General features: G+C 60.3%; 11 protein-coding genes. 2 read left to right on the top strand and 9 right to left on the bottom strand.

Annotated elements, in window-relative coordinates; translation table 11 throughout:
- Window positions 1-136: 136 nt before the first annotated feature.
- From M1B34_RS16605 to M1B34_RS16570, 8 genes are all read right to left on the bottom strand, one after another.
- Window positions 137-892: a secretin N-terminal domain-containing protein gene (locus tag M1B34_RS16605; RefSeq protein WP_268263418.1), complete on the bottom strand. Its 756-nt coding sequence runs from the start codon at window positions 890-892 to the stop codon at window positions 137-139.
- A gap of 220 nt (window positions 893-1,112) precedes the next feature.
- Window positions 1,113-1,538 carry a GNAT family N-acetyltransferase gene (locus M1B34_RS16600; protein WP_123335525.1) on the bottom strand — a complete coding sequence of 142 codons (426 nt, stop codon included), beginning with the start codon at window positions 1,536-1,538 and terminating at the stop codon, window positions 1,113-1,115.
- A complete protein-coding gene (locus tag M1B34_RS16595; RefSeq protein WP_268265667.1) occupies window positions 1,531-2,697 on the bottom strand; it encodes a ribosomal protein uL16 3-hydroxylase in 1,167 nt (388 codons plus the stop codon). Before M1B34_RS16595 ends, M1B34_RS16600 begins: the two co-directional genes overlap by 8 nt.
- 83 nt (window positions 2,698-2,780) lie before the next feature.
- Window positions 2,781-4,151 carry an adenylosuccinate lyase gene (gene purB / locus M1B34_RS16590; protein ID WP_123335529.1) on the bottom strand — a complete coding sequence of 457 codons (1,371 nt, stop codon included), beginning with the start codon at window positions 4,149-4,151 and terminating at the stop codon, window positions 2,781-2,783.
- Window positions 4,152-4,277: 126 nt separating this feature from the next.
- Complete coding sequence (gene hflD, locus M1B34_RS16585; protein ID WP_123335531.1) at window positions 4,278-4,901, bottom strand: high frequency lysogenization protein HflD; 624 nt, start codon at window positions 4,899-4,901, stop codon at window positions 4,278-4,280.
- Complete coding sequence (gene mnmA, locus M1B34_RS16580) at window positions 4,898-6,019, bottom strand: tRNA 2-thiouridine(34) synthase MnmA (RefSeq protein ID WP_123335533.1); 1,122 nt, start codon at window positions 6,017-6,019, stop codon at window positions 4,898-4,900. The genes hflD and mnmA overlap by 4 nt, the downstream gene beginning before the upstream one ends.
- A 71-nt stretch (window positions 6,020-6,090) precedes the next feature.
- Window positions 6,091-6,537, bottom strand: coding sequence for an NUDIX hydrolase (locus tag M1B34_RS16575; protein ID WP_123335535.1), 447 nt, complete (start codon window positions 6,535-6,537; stop codon window positions 6,091-6,093).
- A 139-nt stretch (window positions 6,538-6,676) separates the two neighbouring features.
- Window positions 6,677-8,902 carry an NADP-dependent isocitrate dehydrogenase gene (locus M1B34_RS16570; protein ID WP_268265666.1) on the bottom strand — a complete coding sequence of 742 codons (2,226 nt, stop codon included), beginning with the start codon at window positions 8,900-8,902 and terminating at the stop codon, window positions 6,677-6,679.
- 493 nt (window positions 8,903-9,395) lie between these two features.
- Between M1B34_RS16570 and icd the strand changes: the two genes are divergently transcribed.
- Complete coding sequence (gene icd, locus M1B34_RS16565; protein ID WP_268265665.1) at window positions 9,396-10,652, top strand: NADP-dependent isocitrate dehydrogenase; 1,257 nt, start codon at window positions 9,396-9,398, stop codon at window positions 10,650-10,652.
- Window positions 10,653-10,729: 77 nt separating this feature from the next.
- Here the strand turns inward: icd and cspD are convergent, their stop codons facing one another.
- The gene (gene cspD / locus M1B34_RS16560) at window positions 10,730-10,987 is read right to left on the bottom strand and encodes a cold shock domain-containing protein CspD (protein WP_123335539.1); all 258 of its coding nucleotides are present in this window, start codon (window positions 10,985-10,987) and stop codon (window positions 10,730-10,732) included.
- Window positions 10,988-11,212: 225 nt separating this feature from the next.
- Between cspD and clpS the strand changes: the two genes are divergently transcribed.
- On the top strand, window positions 11,213-11,575 hold the full coding sequence (clpS, locus tag M1B34_RS16555; protein WP_011062173.1) for an ATP-dependent Clp protease adapter ClpS: 363 nt from the start codon (window positions 11,213-11,215) through the stop codon (window positions 11,573-11,575).
- Window positions 11,576-11,604 lie beyond the last annotated feature (29 nt).

Below are 11,604 nucleotides of genomic sequence, written 5' to 3'. Positions count from 1 at the left end.
CCTTGCCAGGGCCCCTGATTAGCGGGAGCGAGGCCATCATGCCTTCGGTTTTTTGGCTCGTCAAACGTTTTGTAGTGCTTTTTTTCAAGCACTACATCTTTAGTCTAAGACGACTAATCAGTCAGTTTTTGGTGCTTTAGTCCAAGGCGTCGACCTTGACCCGCAAGGTCATGTCATCCCGGCCTTGAGTCGAGTAGCTGCGGCCCAGGCCCTGTTTGTCGGCCAGTGTCTGGCGGTTGACGCCGGCCAGGGTGATCCACTCGCCCAGACGTCCGCTGACCGTTGTGTCGGTACTTTGTACGTTCACTACATCGGGACGTTCCTGGCTCATTCGGTCACGATTGGTGCTGATACTCAGGTGCACGGTCTCGCCGGTGACACTGGCGGTGACGTAGAAGCCCTGGGTGACGTTGCGGTACTGGGTCTGGTTCTGCGGGCGGCCGTATGCATCGGGCTGGGTGGTGGTCAGCGGTACGCTTTGCCCAACCTGGATCAGTGCCGGCACGCCTTCACTGGCCTGGATCTGTTGAATCCCGCCGTCGCGGCTTTCCGTGCTGCGGCTGATGATGCGGGCCTGCGGTGCGCCATTGATTGAATAACCCTGGCTGTCCTGGACGTTGTTTTCGTTGGTGTCCACGGTGATCAGCAAGCGCTTGGCAGCGGTGTCCAACTGGGCGAGAAACGCCCGCAGTTCGTTGATTTTTTCGGGTTCGGCGTTAACGATCAGTTGGTTGCCGTAGGCGCTGACCTTGCCGTCCTTGCCGATAAAGTTCTGCGCCACGGGGAGCAGGTCGGCGCTGGTGCGGTTGTTCAGGGGCACGATCTCGGTGGCGGCCATGACCGAAAAGCTGAAGGTCAGAAGCAGCGTTGTGAGCAGGGTGCGTAGGGACATTTCCGTTATCTCCACAGGAAAGGGGGCGCGTACAGCCTGGAGTTTGACAGTTTGTCGGCGCTGGCGGGGGCAAGTTGAATCGCAGATGGCAAAACGCCCCGGCCTCCTGGGGTCCAGCTTAGCGTGCCGGATTGGGGAGGGCGGGGCGTTTTTGGGTGTTGCTCAAGCGCCTGTGCGGGCGGCGTACATCCTGTGGGATGAGGCTGCACGCAATGGCTGCCTAGTCGTCTGCGCGAACCATGTCGACGTGAGGAATCCCGGCTTCAAGGAATTCTTCGCTGACAATGCGAAAGCCCAGGCGCTCGTAGAACGGGGTGGCCTGGACCTGGGCGCTGAGCATCTGTTGCTTGAGCCCGCGTTCCTGGGCTTCGCCGATCACCGCGTGCATCAGGGCGTCGCCGACCTTCAGCCCGCGCCAGTCCTTGAGCACTGAAACCCGGCCGATATGGCCGTCGGTCAGCAGGCGCGCGGTACCGATCGGAAAGTCGCCTTCGAACGCGAGGAAATGCACCGCGCTGTTGTCATCGGCGTCCCATTCAAGCTCGGGTGGAACGGATTGCTCGGCGATGAACACCGCTTCACGAATGCGCCGGATCTCGGCGTTGTCCTTTTGCCAGTCTGCGACACGTACGCGAATCTTATTCATCGGCAAACCCCAGGCTTCCTTGCTTGATCAGTTCGCACAGCAGGCCACGGCTGTCTTCATCCGCCAGCCATGGGCCGAGGTTGTCGATGTGCAGGGCGTCGGCGGCGCAGATCATCTTCAGCAGTTCGCGCAGGTTGCCCGGCAGCAAACGGCTCTGGCCGCTGGCGAACAGCAGCAGGTCGTCGTCCACTTCAGACCAGGCCAGGCGCGCGCTTGGGTTGCGGATCAGCACCGCGCCTTGCTCCAGGCTGCCCAGCAGGTCTTCTTCTTCCAGTTCCGGGCCGACCACCAGTTCCGGGTAGCGCGGTTCGGTCATGAACTGGCCGAACCAGGTCAGCAGCAGGCGTTCGTCGCTCATGTGCTCGGCCAGCAGGCCCTTGAGGCGATCGAGGGCGTCGTGCTGGATCTGGTGCGGGTCGCTGACCGGCTGCGCGTCGGCGTCGGTGTAGCGATCTTCGTCAGGCAGGAATTGGCTGAGGAAGTCGGTGAAGTGGGTCAGCACTTCGGCGGCGCTTGGGGCGCGGAAACCCACCGAGTAGGTCATGCAGTCATCGACGGCCACACCGCAATGGGCCAGGCGCGGCGGCAGGTAAAGCATGTCGCCGGGTTCCAGGACCCATTCCGCGGTCTCTTCGAATTCGGCGAGGATGCGCAGGTCGGCATGGGCCAGCAGCGGGCTCTCGGAGTCGCACATCTGGCCGATTTTCCAGTTGCGCTTGCCGTGGCCCTGAAGCAGGAACACATCGTAATTGTCGAAGTGCGGGCCCACGCTGCCACCCGGGGCGGCGAAGCTGATCATCACGTCATCGATGCGCCAGCTCGGCAGGAAGCGGAAGTGCTCCAGCAGTTCGGCCACTTCCGGTACGAATTGGTCGACCGCTTGTACCAGCAGGGTCCAGTCGCGCTCCGGCAGCTTGCTGAATTCGTCTTCGGCGAAGGGGCCGCGACGCAGCTCCCAGGGGCGCTCGCCGTTTTCGATGATCAGGCGCGATTCGACTTCTTCTTCCAGGGCCAGGCCGGCCAGTTCGTCGGCATCGATCGGGCTTTCGAAGTCAGGCAGGGCCTGGCGGATCAGCAGGGGTTTCTTCTGCCAGTAGTCGCGCAGGAATTCCCGTGCGGTGATGCCGCCCAGAAGTTGCAGAGGAGTATCAGGATTCATGTGTAACCTATTGAAAAATTGCATTTTTCAGACAGAAATAAAAACGCCCGGCGCGGCCGGGCGTCTCAGGGGCTTGCAGTCGGTCAGATGCGCTTGGCTTGTGCCACGGCATTGCCGATGTAGCTGGCCGGGGTCAGCTTTTTCAGTTCAGCCTTGGCGGCTTCTGGCATTTCCAGGCCGTCGATGAAAGTCTGCAGGGCTTCTGGGCTGATGCCTTTGCCACGGGTCAGTTCTTTCAGTTTTTCGTAAGGGTTTTCGATGTTGTAGCGGCGCATCACGGTCTGGATCGGCTCGGCCAGGACTTCCCAACAGGCGTCCAGGTCGTCGGCGATCTTCTGAGCGTTGAGCTCCAGCTTGCTGATGCCTTTGAGGCTGGCTTCATAGGCGATGACGCTGTGGGCGAAACCGACGCCCAGGTTGCGCAACACGGTGGAGTCGGTCAGGTCGCGCTGCCAGCGGGAGATCGGCAGTTTGCTCGCCAGGTGCTGGAACAGGGCGTTGGCGATCCCCAGGTTGCCTTCGGAGTTTTCGAAGTCGATCGGGTTGACCTTGTGCGGCATGGTCGACGAGCCGATTTCGCCGGCAATGGTGCGCTGCTTGAAATAGCCCAGGGAAATGTAGCCCCAGATATCGCGATCAAAGTCGATCAGGATGGTGTTGAAGCGAGCGATCGCGTCAAACAGCTCGGCGATGTAGTCGTGGGGTTCGATCTGGGTGGTGTAGGGGTTGAAGCCCAGGCCCAGCTCGTCTTCGATAAAGGCGCGGGCGTTGGCTTCCCAGTCGATTTCCGGGTAGGCCGACAGGTGAGCGTTGTAGTTGCCCACGGCGCCGTTGATCTTGCCCAGCAGCGGGACGGCAGCCACTTGAGCGATCTGGCGCTCCAGGCGGTACACCACGTTGGCCAGTTCTTTGCCCAGGGTGGTTGGCGAGGCCGGTTGGCCGTGGGTGCGCGAGAGCATCGGCACGTCGGCGAAGCGGATCGCCAGCTCACGGATGGCTTCGGCGGTCTGGCGCATCAGCGGCAGCATCACGTCATCGCGGCCTTCACGCAGCATCAGGGCGTGGGACAGGTTGTTGATGTCCTCGCTGGTGCAGGCGAAGTGGATGAACTCACTGACGTTGGCCAGCTCAGGCAGCTTGGCAGCCTGTTCCTTGAGCAGGTACTCAATGGCTTTGACGTCGTGGTTGGTGGTGCGCTCGATCTCTTTCACACGCTCGGCGTGCTCCAGGGAGAAGTTTTCCGCCAGGGTATTGAGCACGGCGTTGGCTTCGGCGGAGAACGCCGGAACTTCGCTGATGGCGCTGTGGGCGGCCAGGCGCTGGAGCCAGCGCACTTCAACCAGAACGCGAGCACGGATCAGGCCGTATTCGCTGAAAATAGGGCGCAGGGCCTGGGTTTTGCCGGCGTAGCGGCCGTCAACAGGGGAAACCGCAGTGAGCGAAGAGAGCTGCATGGGGTGTTCTCGGACAGTCGGGCAACGAAATGGGGCGCGTATCATACATGAAAATATCCGCCGGTCCGTTGCCAACTGACCAGCGTCTTACGCGTTACTGACTACAAAAAGTCTTTCGGGCGCGGCTCAGCTGCTGCGCATCAATGGGTAGAGCTCTTTCAACAATTTGCGTCGGCTGATTACCAGCTGCCAGCGATGGCCGCCCAATTGCCGCCACAACCGGGCGGAACGAATGCCGGCCAGGAGCAGGGCGCGGATCTTCGAGGCGTTGCTCGGCTGCTGCAGGTTGCGCATGTCGCCGTGCACCTGGATGCGCTGGCGCAGGGTGCTCAGGGTGTCCTGATACAGCCCGCCACACGCGGCGATCACGTTTTCGTGGGCGGGGCCGAAGTGCTCCACCTGGGACTGGATCTGCGGCAGGCGCTTGCCGATGGTCTCCAGCAAGTCTTCACGCTTGGCCAGTTGGCGCTCCAGGCCCAGCATCGACAGCGCGTAACGCAGGGGTTCGCGTTGCAGGGTGCTGGGGTCGCGTTCCAGGGCGCCGATCAAGGCGCGATAACCTTCGCGCAGGTTGATGTCGTCGCCGCCGTAGACTTCCAGGGTGTCTTTCGGGTCGCGGATCAGCAGGCTACCGAGCATGCAGCTCAGGCCGGCTTCGGTGACTTGACCGGTCTTGGCGATCTTGTCCACCAGTACCGCGGCCAGGAATACACCGCCCAGGGCCGTCAGTTGCTCCTGAGTCGGGCTCATTTGCTGCTCCAGGGTTCGGCCACTTCGATCACGCCGCCGCCGAGGCAGACTTCGCCGTCGTAGAACACCACGGACTGGCCGGGTGTCACTGCGCGTTGCGGGTCGTCGAAGGTGGCGCGGTAGCCAGTGGCAGTCTGCTCCAGGGTGCAGGGCTGGTCGTTCTGGCGATAGCGCACTTTTGCCGTCAGCCGCCGTGGCTGGCTCAAATCGATGGGGTTGACCCAATAAATCTCGGACGCCAACAGGGCGCGGGAGAACAGCCAAGGATGATCGTTGCCCTGGCCGACGATCAGCTCGTTGTGCTCCAGGTCTTTGATCAGCACGTACCACGGCTCGTCACTGGCGTCTTTCAAGCCGCCGATGCCCAGGCCCTGACGCTGGCCGATGGTGTGGTACATCAGGCCATGGTGGCGGCCGATGATTTCACCTTCGGTGGTCTTGATCTCGCCCGGCTGGGCCGGCAGGTACTGCTTGAGGAAGTCGCTGAAGCGACGCTCGCCGATAAAGCAGATGCCGGTGGAGTCTTTCTTCTTCGCCGTGGCCAGGTCGTGTTTCTCGGCGATGGCGCGGACTTCTGGTTTTTCCAGCTCGCCCACCGGGAACAGGGTCTTGGCGATCTGTTCGCCACCTACGGCGTGCAGGAAGTAGCTCTGGTCCTTGTTCGGGTCCAGGCCCTTGAGCAGTTCGGTGCGGCCATCGATGTCGCGGCGGCGCACGTAGTGGCCGGTGGCGATCAGGTCGGCGCCGAGCATCAGGGCGTAGTCGAGGAACGCCTTGAACTTGATTTCGCGGTTGCAGAGGATGTCCGGGTTCGGCGTGCGACCGGCCTTGTATTCGGCCAGGAAGTGCTCGAACACGTTGTCCCAGTATTCAGCCGCGAAGTTAGCGGTGTGCAGCTTGATGCCGATCTTGTCGCACACGGCCTGGGCGTCGGCCAAGTCGTCCATGGCGGTGCAGTATTCCGTTCCGTCGTCTTCCTCCCAGTTCTTCATGAACAGGCCTTCCACCTGGTAACCCTGCTCCATCAGCAGGAGGGCGGAAACGGAAGAATCCACGCCGCCGGACATGCCGACGATGACGCGCTTCTTTTGGGTGTCAGAAGGGGCTGGATCACGCATAGGAATTCAATGGGTGTCTTGAAAAAGGACGCGATTCTAACAGGCTGCGGCCTGCAAGGCGAAAACTGCGGTTAAAGCGACGGGCGGATCAGCGCCAGGCTGTGCAATTGGCCGTCGAGGTAGTCGTCCAGGCATTGCAGGATCAGCTCGCTGCGCCAGTTGGCGCGCTGTGCCAGCAGCTCGTCACGGCTCAGCCAGCGTGGGCCGATGATGCCGTGGTCCAACTGATAGTCGGGGTGGTGGCGCAGGGGCTTGGCGGCAAAGCACACGCGTTGGTAGGTCACGCCGTTGCTGGGTGCCGTGTAGAGGTAGATGCCGACAACGCCGGTCAACTCCACGTCCCAGCCGGTTTCTTCCAGGGTTTCGCGGATGGCGGCCTGCAGCAGGCTCTCATCGGCATCCAGGTGCCCCGCGGGTTGGTTGAGCACAGCCTGTTCGCCCTGATACTCCTCGACGAACAGGAAGCGACCCTGGTCTTCGACGACGGTGGCGACGGTGATATGGGGTTGCCATTCCATAAAGGCATTCCTTTATTAAGTGCAGGAGCCGGCTTGCCGGCGAAGCGAGCGCCGCTTTTTTCACCGGCAAGCCAGCTCCGGCGGTGTCTAGAAGCACAAACCCCGGCACATGGCCGGGGTTTGTGTAGGGCGGGCCTGCTTACACCAGCGCAGCGATGGCTGCGTTGAGGGTAGCGCTCGGGCGCATGGCCTTGCTCACCAGTTCAGGCTTGGCGCTGTAGTAGCCGCCGATGTCCACAGGCTTGCCTTGAACGGCGTTGAGCTCGGCAACGATGGTTGCTTCGTTCTCGGTCAGGGTCTTGGCCAGGGCGCTGAACTGCGCTTGCAGGGCAGTGTCCTCGGTCTGGGCTGCCAGGGCTTGTGCCCAGTACAGCGCCAGGTAGAAGTGGCTGCCGCGGTTGTCGATGTTGCCGACTTTGCGCGAAGGCGACTTGTTGTTGTCGAGGAACTGGCCAGTGGCCTGGTCCAGAGTCTTGGCCAGAACCAAGGCTTTCGGGTTGTTGTAGGTGTGACCCAGGTGCTCCAGGGAAGCGGCCAGGGCCAGGAACTCACCCAGGGAGTCCCAGCGCAGGAAGTTTTCTTCCAGCAGCTGTTGTACGTGTTTCGGCGCCGAACCGCCGGCGCCGGTTTCGAACAGGCCACCGCCGTTCATCAGCGGCACGATGGACAGCATCTTGGCGCTGGTGCCCAGTTCCATGATCGGGAACAGGTCGGTCAGGTAGTCACGCAGCACGTTGCCGGTCACCGAGATGGTGTCCTTGCCTTCGCGGGTGCGGGCCAGGGTGAAGTTCATGGCTTCAACCGGGGACATGACGCGGATGTCCAGGCCAGCGGTGTCGTGATCCTTCAGGTAAGCCTGAACTTTCTCGATCATCACACCGTCGTGGGCGCGCATTGGGTCCAGCCAGAAGATCGCTGGGGTGTTGCTGGCGCGAGCACGGTTGACGGCCAGTTTGACCCAGTCCTGGATCGGCGCGTCTTTGGTCTGGCACATGCGGAAGATGTCGCCGGCTTCGACGTTCTGTTCCAGCAGCAGGTTGCCCTTGCCGTCGGTGACGCGGACCACGCCGTCAGCCTTGATCTGGAACGTCTTGTCGTGGGAACCGTACTCTTCGGCTTTTTTCGCCATCAGGCCAACGTTTGGCACGCTGCCCATGGTGGTCGGGTCGAAAGCGCCATTGGCTTTGCAGTCTTCGATCACCGCCTGGTAGATGGTGGCGTAGCAGCGGTCCGGGATCACCGCCTTGGTGTCGTGCAGCTGGCCATCGGTGCCCCACATCTTGCCGGAGTCACGGATCATGGCCGGCATCGAGGCGTCGACGATAACGTCGCTCGGCACGTGCAGGTTGGTGATGCCTTTGTCGGAGTTGACCATCGCCAGGGATGGGCGGGCTGCGTAAACAGCCTGGATGTCCGCTTCGATCTGCGCCTGCTGTTCAGCCGGCAGGGCCTTGATACGGGCGTACAGATCGCCAATGCCGTTGTTCAGGTTGAAGCCGATTTCCTTGAGCACGTCAGCGTGCTTGGTCAGGGCGTCTTGATAGAACTCGGCAACGATCTGGCCGAACATGATCGGGTCGGAGACCTTCATCATGGTGGCTTTCAAGTGCACCGACAGCAGTACGCCTTGTTTTTTGGCGTCGTCGATTTCGGCAGCGATGAAGGCGCGCAGGGCCTTTTTGCTCATCACGGCGCAATCGAGGATCTCACCGGCTTGCACGGTGGTCTTTTCTTTCAGGACGGTGGCGGTGCCGTCTTGAGCGATCAGCTCGATTTTAACGCTGTCCGCGGCTTCGATCAGGGCGGCTTTTTCGCTGCCGTAGAAGTCGCCGTTGCTCATGTGAGCAATGTGGGACTTGGAGTCTTTGGCCCAGGCGCCCATTTTGTGCGGGTGCTTGCGTGCGTAGTTCTTCACCGACAGCGGAGCGCGACGGTCGGAGTTGCCTTCACGCAGGACCGGGTTCACGGCGCTGCCCTTGACCTTGTCGTAACGTGCACGGGTTTCTTTTTCCGCGTCGGTGGTTACGGTTTCCGGGTAGTCCGGCAGGGCGTAGCCCTGGGCCTGCAGTTCCTTGATCGCGGCTTGCAGCTGCGGAGTCGAGGCACTGATGTTAGGCAGCTTGATGATGTTGGCTTCCGGAGTGACGGCCAGTTCGCCCAGTTCGGCGAGGTGGTCCGGCACCGCTTTGGCGCCCAGCTGCTCGGGGAAGCTGGCGAGGATACGGCCAGCCAAAGATATGTCCCGGGTTTCCACGGCGATATCAGCGGAAGCGGTGAAGGCCTCTACGATAGGCAGCAGCGAATAGGTGGCGAGGGCGGGAGCTTCGTCGGTGAAGGTATAGATGATCTTCGAGCGGGTGGGCATATTCGGATTAACTCTCTTCTTTGCTATAGCGTGCGCAGAAACTCGAGGTGCGCCGGGTAAGCGCGTTCGTTCAAAGGTCATCCATGAGCCGAATGTCGAGATTTCTTCGCGGTGATGTTGGGTGCATCAGTCGAGCGTCAAGCGGGTGGGCTGCGATAACAACCCGGCTTTTTCGGGCGGAAAGTCTCGTAATAGACAGGTCAGCCGTCGTGACTCTGTGGTCAGCGGCGGCATTATACATAGGTAGCTAGCAAAACGCCGATGCTTCATAAGCAAGCGAAGTCGTCCATTGGTCTAAAGGTCGCAGGCGGGGCAGGGGCGTAGAGTCGCGGCGGATGCTTGAATTTGGCGCTTTTCCCTTTGCATTCAGGCTTGTAGGCCAGGATTGGTGCGGCTTTCAGCGCATATGACGGGATCCTGAGGTTCCCGTGCAGATTCAACTGGGTTACGCTCGAACGCAGCCAGATGTTCAACCCACACAACGGAGTTCAGCATGGGATACAAGAAGATTCAGGTTCCAGCCGTCGGCGACAAAATCACCGTCAACGCAGACCATTCTCTCAATGTTCCTAACAACCCGATTATCCCGTTCATCGAAGGCGATGGCATTGGCGTCGATATCAGCCCGGTCATGATCAAGGTCGTCGATGCTGCTGTTAAGAAAGCCTACGGGGGCGAGCGCAAGATTTCCTGGATGGAAGTGTATGCCGGGGAAAAAGCGACTCAAGTGTACGATCAGGACACCTGGCTGCCTCAGGAAACCCTGGACGCAGTCAAGGATTACGTGGTTTCCATCAAAGGCCCGCTGACCACGCCGGTGGGTGGCGGCATTCGCTCCTTGAACGTGGCGTTGCGTCAACAGCTGGACCTGTATGTGTGCCTGCGCCCGGTGCGCTGGTTCGAAGGCGTGCCCAGCCCGGTGAAGAAGCCTGGCGACGTCGACATGACCATCTTCCGTGAAAACTCTGAAGATATTTACGCCGGCATCGAGTGGAAGGCCGGTTCGGCAGAAGCCACCAAGGTCATCAAGTTCCTTAAAGAAGAAATGGGCGTCACCAAGATTCGTTTCGACGAAAACTGCGGCATCGGCGTCAAGCCGGTTTCCCTGCAGGGCACCAAGCGTCTGGCGCGCAAGGCGTTGCAGTATGTCGTGGATAACGACCGTGACTCGCTGACCATCGTGCACAAAGGCAACATCATGAAGTTCACCGAAGGTGCCTTCAAAGAGTGGGCCTATGAAGTGGCGGCCGAGGAGTTCGGGGCGACCCTGCTCGACGGCGGCCCGTGGATGCAGTTCAAGAACCCGAAAACCGGCAAGAATGTTATCGTCAAGGACGCCATCGCCGACGCCATGCTCCAGCAGATCCTGCTGCGCCCGGCCGAATACGATGTGATCGCGACTCTCAACCTCAACGGTGACTACCTGTCCGACGCCCTGGCGGCGGAAGTGGGGGGCATTGGTATCGCACCAGGTGCCAACCTGTCCGACACCGTGGCCATGTTCGAGGCCACCCACGGCACCGCGCCGAAATACGCGGGCAAAGACCAGGTGAACCCGGGCTCGCTGATTCTCTCTGCGGAAATGATGCTGCGGCACATGGGGTGGATCGAAGCCGCTGACCTGATCATCAAGGGCACGAACGGCGCTATCTCGGCCAAGACCGTGACCTATGACTTCGAGCGCCTGATGGATGGTGCGACGCTGCTGTCGTCGTCCGCATTCGGTGATGCTTTGATCTCGCACATGTGAGCTGACCCACGCTGAAATGAAACCGCCACTCAATCCCTTGAGTCGGCCGGTTTTTTATGACTGGATGTGGAAAAAAATCAGCTGAGAACGCTTTCTGCCTGAGTGTCGGTGGCAGCGATGTCGCCGGGAACCACCAGGGCGCTGATTTTTACGGCGTGCAAGCCTTTGGGGCCTTGGATGATCTCGAAGCTCACGGCCTGGCCGGCTTTCAGGGTTTTATAACCATCCATTTCGATGGCCGAGTAGTGGGCGAAGAGGTCATCGCTCTTGCCTTCCTCATTAATGAAACCGTAGCCCTTGGCATTGTTGAACCACTTGACCTTGCCGCTTGCCATACTCATATCCCTCTGCAACAGACTCCATCACTGGAGTATCATCCAGTTCATCCGCAGCCAAACCCGATAAATAAGGTTGACGCTGTGGACCTTTATTACCCAATGTGGGCTCTATTGGTTGTAACACCGTTTTGCCGATAGTCAAGGTGACCCGGCGGTCGGAGTTGAAATCCTCCCAGGGCGCCCCCACCACTGTATTTGCTCAACTAACGAACCTTTCTTTCCATGCATGCAATCAGCCAGATTCGACTAACATTCAATCAGGATCGCCCGGACTTGCACGACGACGATTCCGCTGGCTTGGCTGTACAGGAAGCTAAGCCTGCGTTACAGGCGCCGCCGATGTACAAGGTGGTTTTATTCAACGATGACTACACGCCGATGGATTTCGTCGTCGAAGTGCTCGAGATGTTTTTTAACCTGAATCGCGAGCTGGCAACCAAGGTCATGCTGGCCGTCCATACAGAAGGACGTGCAGTATGTGGATTGTTTACCCGCGACATCGCCGAGACCAAGGCCATGCAGGTCAATCAGTACGCCAGGGAAAGCCAGCATCCGCTACTCTGTGAAATCGAGAAGGACGGTTAACGCCGACCACTTGGGTATGAGGTGAAGCT

The sequence above is a fragment of the Pseudomonas morbosilactucae genome, from assembly GCF_023241715.1.
GTDB classification, from domain to species: domain Bacteria; phylum Pseudomonadota; class Gammaproteobacteria; order Pseudomonadales; family Pseudomonadaceae; genus Aquipseudomonas; species Aquipseudomonas morbosilactucae.
The sequence above is the reverse complement of the archived record's forward strand: the minus strand, read 5'-3'. Positions and strand labels throughout refer to the sequence as shown.